Genomic DNA, 19858 nt, shown 5'->3' on the forward strand with positions numbered 1-19858 from the left:
GCGTCCTTGACGCAGCTCTATTCGTGCGCACTGCTCATCAATAAACTGATTCTTCGAAGAGAACAGAACCAAAATAAAAAGCCTAACCCGGTATGGGCTAGGCTTTCTTTGCTTATCATCAATGTCGGGGATATGATAAAGAACAAGTTCGCCGGCTTTCTGTCTCAGTTCTGGCATATCTTCCCGCTCTCGGCATACCATTAGGCAAAAGCAAAGAGAGAGGGAGGATACGGATGAACGAAATTGAACCGCAATGTCCGGTACAGCTGGTCAGCACGCATCTGCCGGAAGGGGCTGAGCTGGTTACGATGAATACTCCAGCCGGACAACCTGCCGTGATTGCCGAGGATTTAACTGGGGATCGGGTCCCGGAGATATCCGCCGTCTACCGGTTGAATGATGCGTTGTACTTGCTTGTGCTCCAGTTTAGCGAAGGGGCATGGAGAACGATGGCCAGGATCCAAGGCCCAGGCTATGGAGTCACGCTCATGACCGCTGCACCGGTAACCAAGCCTGGGCGGAACAACCTGCTCGTAGGCTGGCAGATCGGTTCCATTTGGTCGAAGCTGTCCGTGTATGAGTGGACGGAGTATGGTGTGAGTGATGTGGCACCTGCAGAAATGAGTTACAGCTATATTGACGTGGCGGATTGGCCGGGCCCTGGAGGTCCAGACGGCAGATCCGAGCTCGCACTCTGGATCCACGATACGGGCGAAGCCTACCGGACGGAGGTGCTGCGCTGGCGGGACGGGAGTTTTCACCCGGCAGAAGATGTTTACCCCGCCTATTACCCTGAAGTAGCCCGCTACTATGAACGGATGACCGAATCCTATCCGGATTATCCGTTCTACTGGTACTATCTGGCCGAGGCGCAGTATCGGGCCGGTATCCCGCAGGCGGCACTGCATTCGGTACGAAGAGCATTAGGATTTGCCCAGCCGTATCCTTCCCGGGAAACCCTTTTGACGCTGGAGAGGAAGATCCTGCAGCTGCCCCGCGTGGCGGAGCTGCTGCGATTTTCGGCCCGAACCGCCGAAGGGATTCAGTGGGGGTATATCAACACGAGCGGTACGATGGTACTTCCGGCCAGATACGAAGAGGCGGCGGAATTTCAGAAGAACGGCCTTGCCATTGTCCGGGAACGAGGAAAATACGGATTGATCGATCAAGCCGGGATGTGGATCGTTGCCCCGGTGTATGATTCGATTTCACCGTTTTCGGAACACCGGGCCGTCGTCACGGGCGGCGGCGACTGCAAGCTGATCGATGAACAAGGTAAGGTGGTAACGAAATGCGGGTACTCGTATATCGCCGATATGCGGGAAGGCAGATCCGTATTTCGTGGAGAGGGCCATCAGGGGGAAACGATACATATCGGCCGTTACGGCTATCTGGATTCCCAGGGATATGAGATCATCCCGGCAAGATATGAGGAAGCCGGTGATTTTGGCAGTGGAAGAGCCTGGGTCAAAATGAAGGATGGTGTGTACGCGCTAATCGGGCTGGACGGCCGCAGTCTATACGAATATGAGTTTGAGTATGCCGGTCCTCCCGGCGGCGGATTGCTCGTTTGTCAGCAGCAGGCCGGCGGAAAATACGGCTATATCGATCTGCGCGGCCAAGTCCGTATACAGCCTGCTTTTACCTCGGCGTCCCCCTTCCGCCGTCAGCGGGCGATCGTGAACATGGGGGAGGGCGGCACGAAGAGTTACGGCGTCATTGATGAATCAGGTCAATTCGTCGTTCCACCTGTATATGACGAGATTCGTGATCTCGGTGAGGAAAGGCTGGCACTCGCACACGCCGTGAATCCGGAGCAGCCGTCTATCGGCTTGAACTATGCGATTGCGGATTGGGAGGGCAGGCTGCTGACAGACTTTGCGTATACCCGCGTGTCGGCCTATCAAGATGGTCTGGCATCGGTCACGGATGGGCAGAACACCTTTTTAATCGATTCTAGCGGTGCAGCCGCGCCCGGATATCCAAAGGTGGAAGGCAGCGGCAGCCTGACTTTGAAGGGAAACGGCCTAATTGAAGTCCAAGTTGACCGGCGGATGTCGTATGTAACTCGTGACGGAAGAACCATTTGGCGGGACCAGGGATCCTCCCAAATGACTTCAGCCCGCCAGTCACAATAAACCTTGAATTCGACGAACCGCTGCCGTGAAGGCAAGCGGTTTTTTTGGATTGGAAGGTTCAGGATCGGTTGGGAATAATTTTACGTGGGATGGGGGAAATTAACCGCAGTCTAACTAGTTATGGCAGGAGGGCAGGCTGTGACCTCATCCGAGCAAACGATCTATCCTTCGCTTGACGGGAACATTTCATACATCCGGGACAAGCTGTGTCACACCGACGATCTGAAGGTCAGACACCTAACCTACCGTGGACAATCATCGGCGCTGATATATCTGGAATCTACGGTGGACCCAACCCTGATCGAGCGTAACGTCATCCGTCCGCTGCGGCAGGGAGGAGACGAGGACTTGTCCCAGCTGTTCCTGACGCTCCGGCTCGAAACCGAACACAAGCTGGATCAGGGCACGCAATCCCTTTTGTCGGGCAATTGCTTGTTTTTCACCAAGGATGACATGAAGCAGTTCTACGTTTTGACCACGCCGGCCAAATACGAACGCAGCATTACGGAGCCGGAAAACGAAGGCATTATCCGCGGGGCACACAACGGTTTTATCGAGGATTTAACGGTCAATTTGTATCAGATCCGCCAGCAGATCAGCTCGACGGACCTGAAGGTGCATTATCACAATATAGGCAGTACGGCTCCCCGCAAAGTGGCAGTAATGTACATGAATAACCTGGCGGACCCAGCCGTAATCAAAAAAGTGGAAGGCAGGCTGAAGGGCATCACGATCGATTCCGTCATTTCGACCGGCTTTATCCAAGAATTCATGGAAGATCAGCCGTTTTCGATCTTTCCCCAGTTTTTGAATACGGAACGGCCGGACCATACGGGCGCGTATTTGCTCGACGGGCATGTGGTCATTATGCTCGAAGGTGATCCGACGGCCTTGATCGTCCCGGTGAGCTTTTTCTGCTTTTATCAAACCCCTGACGATTACAGCAACCGTTGGATGATCGCATCGTTTGTGCGGTTTATCCGGCTGCTCAGCTTCATCACCGCCTTTCAGCTGCCGGCATTCTATATCGCCATCGTAGCGTTTCATTCGAATATTTTGCCCATCCAGCTGTTCTTTACTGTACAGGGTTCATTGACCCGGGTACCGTATCCCCCGCTTGTTGAAGCGATGCTGCTCGAGCTGATCTTTGAATTGCTGAGGGAGGCAGGGCTCCGGCTGCCAAGCCGAGTAGGGCAAACGATCGGCATTGTCGGGGGTCTGGTCATCGGGGATGCGATCGTAAAGGCGGGTTTCGTGTCGTACACGATGATTATCGTTGTGGCTTTAACCGCGATTTCGTCGTTTTTGATACCGTCTAATGAGATGAGCTCGGCGATCCGGATATTGCGGTTTCCCCTGATGATATGCGCATCCATTTTCGGTTTTATCGGCATTGCTTTCGGACTAACGATCCTGTTCATTCATCTGTGCAAGCTGGAGTCGTTCGGGAAGCCTTACCTGTCGCCGCTGGCCCCATTGAAAATTAAGGGCTTCAAGGATGCGTTTCTTCGGTTTCCGATCTGGACGATCCGCGGCAGGCATGGCGAGAAAAAGCACAACTAACATCAGTTGACACGGATCCGGGAGGGGTGGCCAAGGTGGATCAGGCTGAGAAAAAGATGTCCCCGAAACAGCTGTTTTTGTTCATTATCCAAGCCCAAATCGGAGTCGGCGTGCTTTCGATTCCCTATGACCTTAGTAAGACGGCAAAAGGCGGCGGGGGCATATCGGTTGTGATCGCCGGAGCGATTACCCAAATCATCATTTTGATGATGTGGACTCTTCTGCGTAAGTTTCCCGGGATGAACCTTTTTCAAATCTGTATCCGGCTTGGCGGACCGGTTATAGGCAGGCTGCTGATCGCATGCTACATCGGATATTTTATTTTGCTGGGCAGCAATGTTTTGCTGAATGCCTACATGGTACTCCAGCGCTGGATTCTGCAATCCACCCCCAAGTGGGTGGTACTGCTCCTGTTCTGTATCATGACGTATTACCTGGCCAAGGAAAAGCTCACGGTTTTGGCCAGGTTTTACAGCCTGTCGTCCTTGCTGTTCATTCCTTTGATCATTTTTGTCAGCTACGGCCTGACACAGGCACGGATCGAATACATGCTTCCGTTAACCGAAGCAGGCCTGATCAACATCCTGAAGGGAACCAAGGATACGACGATTTCGATGTACGGGTTCGAAATGTTCATGATCGTCTTTCCGTTCATCGACGCTTCAGACAGCAAGAAACTGAAAATGATCAGCTTGTCAAACCTGTTCGTTACGCTGTTCTATACTTTTGTCGTGTGCACCTGCCTGATGGTGTTTAACCAGACGCAGCTGGCGATGATCCCGGAACCTGTCATATACCTGGTCAAATCGCTGAATTTTTATATCATCGACCGGGCGGACATTCTGTTCTTGTCGATTTGGTCGATTACCTTGGTATGTTCCATCGCCAGCTACTTTTATGCGGCTGCCGATGGGCTTGCGGTCCTGTTTAGCAAAAAGAACCATCAAATGTTTGACCCCTTTGTTAGTGTAGCCTTTTTTTTAATTGCTCTTTTGCCGACCACGCCGATGGCGATCGACCGCATCAACAAAGTTTCCGAATTTGCCGCATACGCATTCGTAGCTGTCATTCCTTTCCTGATGATGTTAATCAGTTTATTCGTCAAAAAGAAAGCGGGTGGAGCCGTATGAAACGAGGCCGCGGGGCACTTTGCTGCACCATGCTGGGTCTGAGCACGGCGCTGCTGACCGGATGCTGGGACCGTGAATATTTGAAAGACTTGAATCTGGCTTACAGCGTAGGTTTTGATCTGACCAAGGATCATAAAATCAAGGAAACCGTAGAGCTGATCATTCCCCCGAAAACCGAACAAAGCGCCACCACAAATGAAATCCATTCAGCTGTGGGTTTGTCAACACGCGGGGCGAGCAACATCCTCCGGGCTCGCGTAAGAGGGAATATGCGGGTGATCAAGAACAGCGTGCAGCTGATCGGCAGGTCTTTGGCCGAAGAAGGGCTCAAGGCACCGATGGACGTCAATTTCAGGGACCCCCGAAACCCGTCTTCCGACGTAAGGCTGGTCGTCACAGAGAACGATGCTTCAGAAATCATCGGCATGAAAAAAATAGGCGAGCTGCAAATCGGCGAATTCCTGACCCAGAAAATCAGGAGCTTGGAGAAAATGAGCCTGTTCTACCCGCCGGAAACCGTAAATACTGTATTTCGTGCCTTGACAGATCCGGGTCAGGATTTTGTGCTGCCTTATATCGGGGTACAAGGCTCCGAGATCGTTGCCAAAGGGGTCGCCTTGTTCCATGATCAGAGCTTTAGCGGAACGCTAGGCAAAGATCAATCGATCATGCTGGTCCTGCTGAAAGGAAAGTCGGGAGGCAATGCCCGGTTTACCAAAACGGTGAATCTGGATACCTCCAAGCCGATCCGCGGATCGATCAGCTATAACGTGGGCAACAAGAAGCGGAAGCATGAGTTTCATGTGAGCGTCACCCGGAACGGCGATGTTCACGTGACGCTGAGCCTCAAGCTTCAGGCGGTCATCGAGGAATTTACCGGACCGCAGCTGCTGGATGACAAGGCAGTGAAGCGGGTGAACCGGGAGCTGTCGTCCATCATGACTCAGGAAGCCAGGGAGGTCGTGCGGGAGCTGCAGCAGGCGAACTGTGACATTTTTGGGGTAGGCCGGCAGCTAATGGCCTATCATCCCAAACTGTGGAAGCGGATCGATTGGAACAAGGAGTACCGTAACGTGCAGTTTCATACCCAGGTTCAGGTGTCCATTATCGATACCGGGGTCATACAATAACACTGATGTCCATGCCGAACGGGGTGCGGAATGGAGCGATGTTTTGCGGTCTGGCCGATTGCGGCCAGCCGCTTTTTTTGGTTTTCCAATTCGCTGGAAATAGAATGTTAACTTGCGGAAACTCATATATATGTCATGGAAACCGTTATCTGATGACCTGAGACAAAGCAGCGTTTAGAGGCAATCGTAAAGCGAGTGACAAAAAAATGTGGTATTAAATAACAAAAAAGGGTTTGCAAAGGTCCGGTGGGGTGTTATAATCCGATCAAGGAAAGCGGTTACCCTAAATGATTCATTGAAATGATATCGTGAGAACAAGGTGGAATGTCCATGAGTAAACAACTGAATATCGGCGTGATCGGAGCAGGGAGGATCGGAAGGCTGCATACTGAAAATCTGCTCAAGCATCCTCAGGTTAATGTGAAAGCGATTGCAGACCTGCAGATCGATCATGCCAGGGCATGGGCCAATGGGCTGGGGATCCCTTTGCTGACCCAGGATGCCGAACAGATCATTAGTGATCCGGGCATCGATGCCGTTTTTATTTGCACGTCGACCAATACCCATATTGACATGATCGAGCGTTCCGCCAAGGCGGGCAAACACATTTTCTGCGAAAAGCCGATCTCCTTCGATGTCCGGGGAACCCGCCTTGCGCTGCAAGCCGCTTCCGACAGCGGCGTCAAATTTCAGCTTGGCTTCAACCGCAGGTTTGACCCGAATTTCCGCAGAGTCAGGGAGATTGTCGCTTCCGGCCAGATTGGAGATCCCCATCTGATCAAGATCACTTCCCGCGACCCCAGCCCCCCTCCGCATGACTACATCAAGGTATCCGGCGGGCTGTTTATGGACATGGCGATTCACGATTTTGACATGGCCCGCTTTTTGAGCGGCAGCGAAGTGGATGAGGTTTATGTCCAAGGGGCAGTCCTGGTGGATCCGGTTATCGGAGAGCTCGGAGACGTGGACACGGCGGTCATCATGCTGAGATTCCGGAACGGCGCGATCGGTGTCATCGACAATTCGAGGCAGGCTGCCTATGGGTACGATCAGCGCGTGGAAGTTTTCGGCTCGCTGGGCCAGGTCAATGTGCAGAACGATTTTCCGAACTCGGCGGAAATCAGCACGGCCGGCGGCGTGTACCGGGATAAGCCGAAGCATTTTTTTCTGGAACGTTATGAAGCGGCGTATCGGCTTGAAATCGAGAGCTTTATCAAAGCGATCTTGAACAATGAGGACGTACCTGTCAGCGGAGAGGACGGGTATGAGGCGGAACTGCTGGCGGATGCAGCCAGGAAGTCATGGCTGGAAAAGAGACCCGTCAGCTTGTCCGAGTATTCCATGTCTACATCATGAGGTTTTTGTTTGTCTTTAGGGTAAGCGATTAACCTAATGAAATATTTTGCGAAAGGATGGTTATGAATGGGCGTACTTCGATTAACGATGGCTCAGGCCTTGCTTCGCTTCCTGGACCAGCAGTATGTGCAGCTGGACGGAAAGGAGCACAAGTTCGTTAAGGGAGTCATGGGTATTTTCGGTCACGGCAACGTACTGGGCATCGGCGAAGCATTGGAGCGGGAGCCGGGCAGCCTCAGATTCATCCAGGGAAAAAATGAGCAGGGCATGACGCATGCCGCCGTTGCGTACGCGAAGCAGAAGAACCGGCTGGAAATCTTCGCCTGTACTTCCTCCATTGGCCCGGGGGCGCTGAATATGGTCACGGCCGCCGCGACGGCGACGGTCAACCGGATACCCGTACTGCTGCTTCCAGGCGATATTTTCGCCTGCCGGCAGCCGGACCCGGTCCTGCAGCAGCTGGAGCATCCGATGGATTATACCGTGTCTGTCAACGATGCCTTCAAGCCGGTCAGCCGATACTGGGACCGGATTACGCGTCCCGAACAGCTGATGAGCTCGATGATCCAGGCGATGCGCGTACTGACTGACCCTGCCGAAACCGGCGCGGTCACCATCTGCCTGCCGCAGGACGTGCAGACAGAGGCGTACGATTATCCTGAGGATTTTTTCCGCAAAAGAGTGCATTACCTTGACCGCAAGCCGGCAAGCCAGGCAGCGATCGAGCGGGCGGCGGAGCTGATTTCGCGCAAGCAAAAGCCGATCCTGATCGCCGGCGGCGGCGTTCATTATTCCCTGGCCTATGAAGAGCTGCGGCAGTTCGCGGAAGCGTTCGGCATTCCCGTGGCCGAGACCCAGGCAGGGAAGAGCGCAATCCCATGGGACCATCCGCTGAATATGGGAGCGATCGGCGCGACCGGATCCCTTGCCGCGAACCGGCTTGCCAGAGAAGCGGATGCCGTCATTTGCTTGGGAACCCGGCTGGGTGATTTTCCGACCGCGTCCAAAACCGCTTTTACGAGTCCCGAAGCAGAATTCATTCATATCAATGTGAGCGGTTTTGACGCGTCGAAGCTGAATGCGTGCCAGGTGGTGGCGGATGCTGGAGCGGGGTTAAAAGAACTAACCTCCGCACTCCAGGCAAGGAGCTACAAGTCTGCTCATAACGGACCAGAGCTTGCCAAACTGAAGGAGGAATGGACCCGGGAGGTCGACCGGCTGTATGGCTTGGAGTCGGAAGAAGGCTTGGCGCAAACCCGCGTGCTCGGTGAGCTGAACCGTTCCATGGCAAACGAAGTGATCGTTGCGGCGTCCGGGAGTCTTCCCGGCGATTTACACCGGCTGTGGAGGTCGGAAGCGCCCAAATCCTATCACATGGAATACGGCTTTTCCTGCATGGGGTACGAAATTGCCGGGGCCTTCGGCGTGAAGCTCGCCGAGCCGGACAAGGAAGTCTATGCGCTCGTCGGCGACGGAAGCTACCTCATGCTTCATTCCGAGATTTTAACCAGCATCCAGGAAGGTGTAAAGGTGAACGTGATCCTGCTGGACAATCACGGATACCAGTGCATACACAGCCTGCAGCGTGAAAACGGGAGCGACGGCTTCGGCAACGAATTCCGTCTGCGCAGCCAGGAAACTGGGCGCCTGACGGGAGAATACGTGCCGGTCAACTATGCGGCTCATGCGCGAAGCATGGGAATCAAGGCATTTTCCGCCACCAGTGTGGATGAACTGAAGGAAGCCCTCCGGCAGGCCGGGGAGGAGAAAGGCTCTACCCTGATCGAAATCAAGGTGCTGCCGGGCACCCAGTCGGGCGGATACGAATCCTGGTGGAGGGTGGATGTTCCGGAAGTGTCGACCAGCGATAAAGTGCTGGCTGCGAGGGAAACGATGAACGAACATGTGCAGCAGGCGCTGAAAATCTAAGTCCAAGGGGAGGATACACGAAGATGACGGATATCCGATCGATTAAATTGGGCATTTCACCGATCAATTGGGTTAATGAAGATGTGCTTGAACTGGGCGACCATTATACGTTCGACGACTTGATGCAGGATTTCACGCAGCTGGGGTTCACCGGAACGGAAAACAGCCGGAAATTCCCGAAAGACGCCGCCGTTCTTAAGAAGGCATTGGCTGAGCATGGACTCCAGATGACTTCTCAGTGGAAGGGCGTCTTGTTCTCCGAGCCGCGCCGCAGGGCGTCCGAGCTGGAATCGTACCGGCAGCATGTTGAATTTTTAAAGTCGATGGGCAGCCGCCATGTCGTCACCTGCGAGCTTGGGGGTTCGATCATCGGCGACCCGAGAAGACCGAAAGGCGTCCAGGACGTGCATCCTCTGACGGACGAGGAATGGAACCACATGGTCGAGGGGCTGCATCAGGCCGGAGAAATCTGCAAACGAAATGGGATGAAGCTCGTCTACCACTATCACATTGGAACTGTGGTCGAACGGCCGGATGAAATTCAAAGGCTGATGGAGACGACGGATCCCGAGCTGGTGCATTTGCTGCTGGATACGGGGCATGCCTATTACGGCGGATCCGACCCGCTGGAGCTGTATGAACGCTATGCGGATCGCGTTGCCTACGTTCATTTGAAGGATGTCCGGAACGATGTGCTGAAGCGGGTGAAAAGGGAGGCGATCCCTTTTCAGCAAGCGGTAATCCAGGGCGTGTTTACCGTACCTGGCGACGGATGCATCGACTTTGCGCCGATTTTCCGCAGCTTCGTGCGGCATGGTTATGACGACTGGATGATTCTTGAGGCGGAGCAGGATCCCGGCCAAGCGAATCCTTACGAATATGCCAGCAAGTCGAAGCAATATCTCGCTCAAATTGTTCAGGAATTGAACGCCTGAAAGGAGGAAGGAACATGTCCAAGCTTATCGTTCCCGGCGGACAGCCGGACGAGAACGGCAGATTGCTCAGCATCACGCCCGAATCGGCGGGGTGGGAGTACGTAGGTTTTGAAGCGTACCGGCTGGAACCCGGTCAAACAATCGAGCAGGAGACGGGAGACCGTGAAGTCTGCCTCGTGCTGCTCAGCGGGCTGGCGAATGTGGAAGCAGGCGGACAAAGCTATGAACGGATCGGCCGCCGGATGAGCGTGTTTGAGCCGCTTGCCCCTTATGCGGTATACGTTCCTGCGCACGACCGTTTCCGGCTGGAAGCCGTTACCTTAACAGAGGTGGCCGTGTGCAGCGCTCCCGGCCAAGGGCGGCTCGAAGCAAGGCTCATCCCGCCGGAGAAGATCGGGGTGGAGCAGCGGGGCTCCGGTTATACGGAGCGGACCGTCCGCAATATTTTGCCGGAGCAGGAGGAAGCGGAAAGTCTGCTCGTCGTGGAAGTCTTTACGCCGGCCGGGCACTGGTCCAGCTATCCTCCGCATAAGCATGACCAACTCGATCTCCCGCATGAGTCCCTGCTGGAAGAAACCTATTATCACAAGGTGTCTCCGGGTCAGGGGTTTGCCCTGCAGCGCGTATATACCGACAACCTGTCGCTGAATGAAACGCTGGCCGTGAAGAGCGGGGACGCCGTCCTCGTTCCCTGCGGTTACCATCCGGTATCGGCGCCTCCCGGGTACGACGTGTATTACCTTAACGTCATGGCCGGGCCGGTGCGCACCTGGAAGTTCCATAACGACCCTCAGCATGAATGGCTGATGACCCCTGGACAGGAGGTGCCAAAGCGTTGACCACGATTTCATTTCCAGACCATCGTTCCCTGGACTTTATCGGGCTGGGCCGGCTGTGCATCGATCTGAACGCCAACGAAATCCATCGCCCGATGGAGGACACGGTCACCTTTACCAAATACGTCGGCGGCTCCCCGGCCAACATTACGATCGCCATGGCGAAGCTGGGGCTGCGCACCGGTTTCATCGGCAGGGTGTCCGACGACGCCCACGGCCGTTTCATCACCCGGTACCTGCAGGACGCAGGCATCGACACCCAACACGTTATTGTCGACCGGTCGGGCAGCGTCACGGGACTCACGTTTACGGAAATCAAGTCGCCGACGGACTGCAGCATCCTGATGTACAGGGATAACGTAGCGGACCTCAAACTGGAGCCTGGCGACGTAAGCGAGGATTATATCCAAAGTGCCAGAGCGCTGCTCATTTCAGGTACAGCCCTTGCAAAGAGCCCGTCCAGAGAAGCGGCTTTCAAAGCGATGGAACTGGCCATAAGACACGGAGTCGTCATTGTTTTTGATATCGATTACCGTCCGTATACATGGACCTCGGCCGATGAGATCGGCACGTATTACCGTCTAGCCGCCGAGAAATCGGATATTATTATCGGCGGACGCGAAGAGTTCGACCTGATCGAAGCGCTGGACGGCCCGCTTATGCAGGACGATGAAGCCACCGCGAAGCAGTGGTTCAAGCACCGGGCCAAGCTGGTGGTCGTCAAACGGGGCGGAGATGGGTCGACGGCATTTTCGGCGGACGGAGAGAAGCACGTAGGTGCCGTTTTTCCGGCACAGGTGGTGAAAACCTTCGGTGCGGGTGACTCCTTTGCAGGTGCCTTTATTTACGGCATGATGCAGGGATGGAGTATCGACCGGTGCCAGCAGTTCGGCAGTGCCTCAGCATCGATCGTGGTCTCCAGCCACAGCTGCTCCGACGCGATGCCGACAGCCTCGCAAATCCAGGAGCGGATCGACCGCTTTGTGCATCAAGGAATCTGACAAACCATGGAGGTATCTACATGACGGATCAAGTGCAAGATCAAGTGCAGCAGCTTCACAACTTCGTCGGGGGCCGGTGGGTTCCTTCGGGCGGAGGAAGATCGGAGCCGGTCTATAATCCGGCCACCGGGGAAGAGATCGCCCGCGTCCCCTTATCCACCCTGGACGATCTGAACCGCGCCGTATCCGCGGCGGCGGAGGCGTTTCCGTCCTGGAGCGGCACTCCGGTGCCGCGCCGGGCACGGATCATGTTCAAGTTCCAGCAGCTCTTGACGGAACACTGGGAAGAGCTCGCCCGGATGATTACGCTGGAAAACGGCAAGAGCTACCAGGAAGCATACGGCGAAGTGCTGCGCGGTATCGAATGTGTGGAGTTCGCCGCCGGCGCTCCGACACTGCTGATGGGCAGCAACCTGCCGGATATTGCCTCGGGACTGGAGTCGGCCATATACCGTTATCCGATCGGCGTCGTCGGCGGCATCACGCCGTTTAACTTTCCGATGATGGTGCCGAGCTGGATGTTCCCGCTAGCGATCGTATGCGGCAACACCTTCGTGCTGAAGCCGTCCGAACGGACACCGCTGCTCGCGAACCGGCTGGCGGAGCTGTTTCAGGAAGCCGGGCTCCCGGACGGCGTGTTCAACATCGTTCACGGTGCGCATGACGTCGTTAACGGCCTGCTTGAGCACGATGACGTCAAGGCGATTTCGTTTGTCGGCTCCCAGCCTGTGGCCGAGTACGTGTACAAGACGGCAGCGGCTCACGGTAAACGGGTACAAGCGCTGGGAGGCGCAAAAAACCATTCCATCGTCATGCCGGATGCCGATCTCAAGCTCGCGGTGAAAGAGATCACGAGTGCGGCCTTCGGCTCCGCAGGTGAACGCTGCATGGCCTGCTCGGTCGTCGTGGCCGTCGGCGATATCGCCGACGAGCTGGTGAGCGGACTTGCCGAAGCCGCCAAGAATATCCCCGTAGGCGACGGTATGGAACCGGATGCCTTCCTGGGACCTGTGATCCGGGAATCCCATAAGAGCCGGACCATTGGATATATTGAGAAGGGGATACAGGAGGGGGCTCAGCTTGTATTGGACGGCAGGGATCATGTCTTGGCCAACGCAAAAGGTTATTTTCTTGGCCCGACCATCTTTGACCACGCCGCTCCTGGTATGAACATTTGGACAGACGAAATCTTTGCGCCTGTACTTCAGGTCGTCCGGGTAAACAGCCTCAAGGAAGCCGTAGCGATTGCCAACAAGTCCGAGTTTGCCAATGGGGCCTGTATCTATACGGACAGCGCCAAAGCGATTCGCGAGTTTAGGGAATCGATCGACGCCGGCATGCTCGGGGTCAATGTAGGCGTACCGGCACCCATGGCGTTTTTTCCTTTCTCCGGCTACAAAAAATCCTTTTACGGAGACCTTCACGCCAACGGTAAAGACGGGGTGGAATTCTACACCCGCAAGAAAATGGTTGTGGCCCGCTATTGATCATGGAGCAAATTGCCACAGACTGGAACTTTCCCTATACTTAGAGTACAGAGCAGCGTTAAGGAAGGGGGAACGAGGATGGCGACGATATACGATATTGCCCGGGAAGCCGGCGTGTCCATTGCCACGGTATCCAAGGTCATCAACCAGACCGGCCGGATCAGCGACAAGACAAGAAAGCATGTGCAGGACGTGATGAAGCGAATCGACTACCAGCCGAGCGTCGTCGCATCCGCCTTGACCAAGAAAAGGACGTATTCGCTCGGGCTCCTGATCCCGGATATCGCGAACCCGTTTTTTGCCGAGCTGGCCCGCAGCATTGAAGATCATGCCCACGAGCTTGGATACAGCCTGGTCATTTGCAGCACCGACAACGACTTGACCCGGGAAGAAAGGTACATCAACGTTCTCCGGCAAAAGAGCGCCGACGGGATCATCATCGCCACTGGCGCCCGCAACGACGCCATGATGAAGCAGCTGATGAAATACAAGCTTCCGGTTGCCGTCATCGCGCGGGAAATGCCGCTGCTTGCAGTGGATACAGTGCTCGTGGACGATTACTTAGGCGGCTATCTGGCTGCGTCTCACTTGACTGGGCTCGGACACCGGAATATTGCCGTGATTGCGGAGGACTTGGCTGTGATGAGCTCGAAGGAACGGGTTCGCGGTTACCGGAAAGCCCTTGAAGAAGCAGGGATTCCCTATGACGAGAATTTGGTGGCGGTCAGTCCGTTTCATGTAGAGGGAGGGAAGGCGACAGCCAAGGAGCTGCTCAGCGGCTCCAACCCGCCAAGCGCCATCTTCGGATGCAACGATCTGCTGGCGATCGGAGTCGTGCAGGCTGCCCGGGAGCTTGGCCTGCGCGTACCTGAGGATGTTTCGGTCGTGGGCTTTGACAACACGGTGCTGGCGACAATTATCGATCCGCCGCTCACTTCAGTGGCCCAGCCCGTTCAGCAAATGGGAAAAGAAATCGTCCAGCTGATTACAGGCGAAATCGACGGAAGCAAGCCCTCCAAGCAGCGCCTGGTTCTGCTGCCGGAACTCGTCGTCCGAGGAACGACCAGCGCCGTGTAACGGCGCTTTTTTTGTTGTTGATTCCCATTGTGGATCACCCGATGATTTCATCGCTTTTCCCGACATAATGAGGGAGTTTCAACCATTTTACAAACATAGACAATATATCACAAAAATAATGATTGCGCTTTCATACCCGAGTAGATTATAATTTCCTCAAGGTAAAGCGCTTACCTCACATTTCCAGTCTCATGTTACGACACAGTTCCTTGGGGGAGAGTCTAAAGCCCGTTTCGCTTCGAATTTATGTTACTAAACTTCAAGAAGAAGTGAAGAGTCTTAATATGGTATCGATACCATACGCACTGAATAACGACTTAGATATCGATGCTAACCATCGTATCGGGATCGGATTCGGCTCTTGGTTTCAACCACAGAAATGTAATATTTTACAAAAAGTGCAACCATTTTTGATTTACACCTCATCTTGAGAGACTATATTCCAATTAAAGCCGAAATGAAAAGCCATTCTTATAGTAAAAAAGGGGGGATTGAGCCCTAGGATAACAGATATGCAGTGATCATGACATCGGTTAAGACTGACGGGCGGCATGCAAGACACCGCTTCGGTTCATCAGCAATCATCCACAAAAAAGAAGGTGATCCCAGTCCATGCAAACCCAGGTGAAAACAGCAGCTGTACCTGGAAAGACATCCGGCAAACGATGGAAAAACATTCTTCTGCATAAATACCTCTACATCATGCTGCTTCCTTGCCTCGCTTTTTTTATCGTATTTTCCTACATACCGATGGTCGGCCTGATCTTAGCTTTCAAGGAATACAAGTTCAATACGGGAATCCTCGGAAGCCCGTGGGTCGGTCTGAAGTACTTTGAGCGTTTTTTCAATGACTATCAGAGCGCAATGCTCATCAAGAACACCTTGATCATTTCCTGCATGAAGCTGTTTATCGGCCTGCCCTTTCCGATCCTTCTGGCTTTAATGTTCAACGAGATCCGCAACCGTTATTTTCGCAGCATCGCGCAGAGTATCGCCTATCTCCCGCATTTTTTGTCCTGGGTAGTGGTCGTGGGGCTTGCTCAACGCCTGCTAGCTCCGGATAACGGATTGCTCAACCAGGTCGTGTCTTATTTCGGCGGGGACGGAAGCACCTTTTATATGATGGAACCAAATTATTTCTATTCCATTATGTTCGGCAGCCATTTATGGAAGACGATCGGATGGGACTCCATTATCTATCTGGCGGCGATCGCCGGCGTCAACCCGGATATGTACGAGGCGGCCAAAATTGACGGTGCGAACAAGTGGAAGGAACATTGGTACATCACACTCCCTTCCATCCGTCCAACGATTCTCATTTTGTTCATTCTATCACTGGGTAATATTTTGTCCGCCGGATTCGATCAGCTGTATCTCTTGAGAACTCCGGGAAACATGCAGCTCTCTGAAATTCTGGATACTTATGTCATTCGCATCGGTCTTCAGGGGGGCCAATACGGATATGCAACGGCTGTGGGATTAATGCAGGGCTTGATCGGATTGATCCTTGTCGTAACTGCCAACCGTATCTCAAGAAGAGTTTCTGACACATCGGTATGGTAGCGATACCATATGCTTTGCAACAGCATTCTTGCATCCATGATTGCCATCTATGATTACATCTATGATTGCATCCGTGTAAAGACAGGGGAAAGGCCATTGACAATTATTTGAAAAGAGGGATGCCGAAATGCTGAAAGGGAAAACGTGGTTCAAAATGTTATCCATGCCGCTGATCGCCTCCATGCTTCTAGTTGGGTGCAGTGGAAATGATTCAAGCGGTCCAAACAGCGAACCGACGGCGGCTAATCAGGATGCGGGTACGGCAAATCACCCTGCGACTTGGATTGCGGACCGCAAAGTAAAAGGGCTGGTCTTTATGGGGACGGATGACTATACGGAGGATATGAATGCGGAGATCAAAGCCAAGCTGAAGGAGATGACAGGCATCGACCTGGAAATCGAAATCATGGTGGCGGACCATTCCATCGACGGACTCATTGCGGGGCTGGCGTCGAACGACCTGCCTGATTTTATAACATTCTATCTTAACAACAGCGGCCGGCCCGAAATGCAGGTCGTACTGAAAGCGGCCAGAGAGCAAATGTTTACGGACCTCACGCCGCTTATGAAGGACACGAAGATCTACAGCAAATATCTGCAGGACGACTACCTTCCGCTTGACACGAAGTATGGCGTCATGTTCAGGCCGGAGTTCGGCGGATCGTCTTATTTCGTCCATATGAATATCGCCAGACAAGGAGGGTACTCGACGCGTAAATATGCCGGCGGTCCTTATATCCGTAAGGATATTGCCGACGCCATGCATGTGGATCCGCGCACGATCGATACGACCCAGAAGCTGTATGAGCTGGCGCAAAAAATCAAGGCAGGCGGGTTCAAGGACAAGAACGGCAAGGACGTCGTTCCGATCGGTCCTTCTTACTGGGGAGGCAAGGAGGTCGGCGCCTTGTTTAACGACCTGGAGTGGGGCAGCGCCGACCAGCGGATCAATAAGGATGCAGGAGGTAACATTTTGCATGAAAGCCAGACCGAATATGCATTGAAAAAAGTCGAGTATGTGCAAAAGCTCATGAGCGAGAAACTGCTGCATCCCGAATTTTTCACGATGGACGAAAGCCGGGCGACGGAAGGCGCCCTGAATGGAACGTGGGGAATTATCGGAGATATGCACAATTATCAGGAGTTTAACCGCGATATGCATTACCTGCCGCTGGGACCGATCAATTACGTTGACCGTCCTTATCAAATGCAGGTCGATTATAAATCCGGATACTCAGCCTGGGCGATTCCGGCAACGACCAAAGATCCGGAAGACATCATGAAGCTGGCGGACTTCCTGGCAAGCCGGGAAGGAAAGCTGCTGTGGCAGTACGGGATTGAAGGGAGGGATTACACCCTGGATGCCAAGGGGAACCCACTGGCCAACAAGGATATTTTGGATTTGAAGCAAAACAATCCCGAGGAAGCGAAGAAGCTTGGCTTTGCGGGTGTCGGCAACTATTGGGGTGAGCTGCTGGGATCGACGGATATTGACCGGATGGCCGACTTCGGGGAAATGGAGTACGGCGACGCGGTTGCTCCGGAAGTGAATGCAGGCGCGCTGAAAATCGCCGATTACTGGGGCTGGGATGACAAACGCAAACAAGCGAATGTTGTGGACGGCTACACACCTTTATCTTTCATCGGAGAATTTGATCAGGGAACCGAGCTGAAGGCCGCGTTCGAAAATTATGACGACAGTCTGATTCGGGCGTATTACGCAAAAAACCTGGATGAGGCGAAGAAGATCCTGGACTCCGCTTCCAAGCAGCTGGACGCCTCCGGACTGCAGGCGTTCCTTGATCTGCTGAAGCAGAAAAATGCCGACGCCAAAACGCATTTGAAATTCTAGATGGGAGGATCATGCGGATGAAGCCATTTTACCGGACGCCGCTGGGTGAAAGAGTATATATCTTCGTAATCTACCTGCTGATCACGCTGCTGTGCCTGTCCATAGTCCTGCCGTTTTTGAACATATTGGCGCTCTCCTTCAACGCGGGGAAGGATGCGGAGCGCGGCGGGATTTACTTCTGGCCCCGGGTATGGTCGATCCAGAATTTCAAGGAGGTGTTCGCCTCCTCGAATATCGTAACGGCTTTCGGCATCTCGTTGTTTCGAACCGTGGTCGGAACGGTCGCGAGCGTATTTCTGACCGCGATGGGCGCCTATGCGCTGAAGAGCAGAACGTTGCCCGGAGTACGCTTCTTCACGCTGCTGATCTTCTTTACGATGCTGTTCAGCGGGGGAATGATCCCGTATTATATGCTGCTGAAATCGCTGCATTTGACCAATACGATCTGGGTATATATTATCCCGAGCTTGTACAGCGCCTGGAACCTGATCATCATGCGGACGTTCTTTCAGCAAATTCATCCCAGCCTGGAAGAGTCTGCGCGGATGGACGGCTACAATGACTTCGCCATCTTTATGCGGATCATCATGCCGCTCAGCAAGCCGGTGATCGCCGTCATCGCGCTGTTCAACGCCGTCGGTCACTGGAACGACTGGTTTACGGGTGCTTTTTATGTCCGTTCGGCAAAATTGCGGCCGCTATCGACACTGCTGCAAGAGATGCTCACGCGGGCGGAAGCGATGCGCAGCAAGCTGGAATCCGCCGCAGGCATGAACCAATATGACGCGCTGGAGAAAATGCAGGTAACGGGCGATTCCATGAAGATGGCCACGATCATCATTGTCGTAGCGCCGATCATCATCATTTACCCGTTTATTCAAAAGTATTTCGCTCAAGGCGTCATGATCGGTTCGATTAAGGAATAATTGCAGAAGGATGATCAACCAGGGAGGATTTGGCATGCGCATCGAAAACCCTTATGATAAAAGAGGAACGTGGCTTCGCGGAAGCTTTCATAATCATACCAATAACAGCGACGGCTGGTTTCCACTGGAAACGGTATATCGGATGTACGCCGATTATGATTTTCTCGCGATTTCGGATCATGACAAAATGACTGATTCGGCTGGAGAATGCAGCATCCCCACGGTTTTTGAAGCGATCGAGGTCAGCAGCCGCGAGCCTCACATGCTTCTCGTTGCGCCCCCTCGTTCCATTTTGGAGGGCTACAGCAGTGAGTTTTCGATAGGAAATTACCAAAGGCTGGCTGATGTAACCTTGGATAATGGCGGAATCTGCGTTCTCGTGCACCCGAACCGGTATTTTTCGAATTACTGGAACCTGGAGGACATGCTGCGGATGGAGCGGGTGACCGGCATCGAGGTATACAACGGGGACGGGAACATCGAATACGATATCGCGTTTGATAAATGGGATGCGATGCTTTCGGCGGGACGGCGGGTTTGGGGCTTCGGAAACGACGATTCCCATGTGTACGGACAAGAGAAGCAGGCCTGGAACGTCGTGCTTGCCGAAGAAAATTCGCAGCAGTCCATTCTCAGCGCGATCCGAAGCGGGAGTTTTTATGTCTCCACTGGTTTTGGTTTTGAATCGATTCAGACCGAAGATCGTAAGATCTACATCCGCCTGAAGTCGAACAAACTGCTGGACCGGATGTATAAATACGTGACCTTGTTTGGGAAAGACGGCAGGGTGCTGCATGAAGAGACAGGACGGATTACGGAAGTAACTTATTCGTGTATGGGAGACGAAGGGTATGTCCGCGTCAGCGCCTATATTGAAGGAGGCTATGCGGCGTTCTCTCAACCCTTGTTCATTAATCAGCGTTAGGGATGAGATG

The 19858-nt window shown here is 53.7% G+C and carries 15 protein-coding genes; all 15 read left to right on the plus strand.

The features are described 5' to 3' along the window. Positions 1–233 precede the first annotated feature (233 nt). The 15 genes from GCU45_RS31460 to GCU45_RS31530 all read left to right on the plus strand — a co-directional run bounded on the left by GCU45_RS31460 (position 234) and on the right by GCU45_RS31530 (position 19848). Positions 234–2138 carry a WG repeat-containing protein gene (locus GCU45_RS31460; RefSeq protein WP_152403898.1) on the plus strand — a complete coding sequence of 635 codons (1905 nt, stop codon included), beginning with the start codon at positions 234–236 and terminating at the stop codon, positions 2136–2138. A 138-nt stretch (positions 2139–2276) separates the two neighbouring features. Next, positions 2277–3701, plus strand: a complete 1425-nt coding sequence (locus GCU45_RS31465; RefSeq protein ID WP_167527300.1) for a spore germination protein — start codon at positions 2277–2279, stop codon at positions 3699–3701. Between the two features lie 35 nt (positions 3702–3736). Then, positions 3737–4831: a GerAB/ArcD/ProY family transporter gene (locus tag GCU45_RS31470; RefSeq protein WP_152403902.1), complete on the plus strand. Its 1095-nt coding sequence runs from the start codon at positions 3737–3739 to the stop codon at positions 4829–4831. Further along, on the plus strand, positions 4828–5961 hold the full coding sequence (locus tag GCU45_RS31475; protein ID WP_152403904.1) for a Ger(x)C family spore germination protein: 1134 nt from the start codon (positions 4828–4830) through the stop codon (positions 5959–5961). Before GCU45_RS31470 ends, GCU45_RS31475 begins: the two co-directional genes overlap by 4 nt. A 330-nt stretch (positions 5962–6291) precedes the next feature. Then, a complete protein-coding gene (gene iolG, locus GCU45_RS31480) occupies positions 6292–7317 on the plus strand; it encodes an inositol 2-dehydrogenase (protein ID WP_152403905.1) in 1026 nt (341 codons plus the stop codon). A gap of 66 nt (positions 7318–7383) precedes the next feature. Next, positions 7384–9246: a 3D-(3,5/4)-trihydroxycyclohexane-1,2-dione acylhydrolase (decyclizing) gene (gene iolD / locus GCU45_RS31485; RefSeq protein WP_152403907.1), complete on the plus strand. Its 1863-nt coding sequence runs from the start codon at positions 7384–7386 to the stop codon at positions 9244–9246. 23 nt (positions 9247–9269) lie between these two features. After that, positions 9270–10181: a myo-inosose-2 dehydratase gene (gene iolE / locus GCU45_RS31490; RefSeq protein WP_152403909.1), complete on the plus strand. Its 912-nt coding sequence runs from the start codon at positions 9270–9272 to the stop codon at positions 10179–10181. Positions 10182–10195: 14 nt separating this feature from the next. After that, positions 10196–11020 (plus strand): 5-deoxy-glucuronate isomerase, encoded by an 825-nt coding sequence (iolB, locus tag GCU45_RS31495; protein WP_152403911.1) that lies wholly within the window; start codon positions 10196–10198, stop codon positions 11018–11020. Beyond that, positions 11017–12018: a 5-dehydro-2-deoxygluconokinase gene (gene iolC / locus GCU45_RS31500; RefSeq protein WP_244364760.1), complete on the plus strand. Its 1002-nt coding sequence runs from the start codon at positions 11017–11019 to the stop codon at positions 12016–12018. The genes iolB and iolC overlap by 4 nt, the downstream gene beginning before the upstream one ends. A 20-nt stretch (positions 12019–12038) precedes the next feature. After that, on the plus strand, positions 12039–13505 hold the full coding sequence (locus GCU45_RS31505; RefSeq protein ID WP_152403915.1) for a CoA-acylating methylmalonate-semialdehyde dehydrogenase: 1467 nt from the start codon (positions 12039–12041) through the stop codon (positions 13503–13505). Between the two features lie 78 nt (positions 13506–13583). Beyond that, on the plus strand, positions 13584–14582 hold the full coding sequence (locus GCU45_RS31510; protein WP_152403917.1) for a LacI family DNA-binding transcriptional regulator: 999 nt from the start codon (positions 13584–13586) through the stop codon (positions 14580–14582). A 612-nt stretch (positions 14583–15194) separates the two neighbouring features. After that, positions 15195–16145 (plus strand): ABC transporter permease, encoded by a 951-nt coding sequence (locus GCU45_RS31515; RefSeq protein WP_152403919.1) that lies wholly within the window; start codon positions 15195–15197, stop codon positions 16143–16145. 127 nt (positions 16146–16272) lie between these two features. After that, positions 16273–17997, plus strand: coding sequence for an extracellular solute-binding protein (locus tag GCU45_RS31520; RefSeq protein ID WP_152403921.1), 1725 nt, complete (start codon positions 16273–16275; stop codon positions 17995–17997). A 17-nt stretch (positions 17998–18014) separates the two neighbouring features. Then, positions 18015–18923, plus strand: coding sequence for a carbohydrate ABC transporter permease (locus tag GCU45_RS31525; RefSeq protein ID WP_152403923.1), 909 nt, complete (start codon positions 18015–18017; stop codon positions 18921–18923). A 34-nt stretch (positions 18924–18957) separates the two neighbouring features. Next, positions 18958–19848 carry a CehA/McbA family metallohydrolase domain-containing protein gene (locus GCU45_RS31530; protein ID WP_152403925.1) on the plus strand — a complete coding sequence of 297 codons (891 nt, stop codon included), beginning with the start codon at positions 18958–18960 and terminating at the stop codon, positions 19846–19848. The last annotated feature ends 10 nt before the right edge of the window (positions 19849–19858 follow it).

The sequence above is a fragment of the Paenibacillus cellulositrophicus genome (assembly GCF_009363095.1).
Taxonomy (GTDB): Bacteria; Bacillota; Bacilli; order Paenibacillales; family Paenibacillaceae; genus Paenibacillus_AQ; species Paenibacillus_AQ favisporus.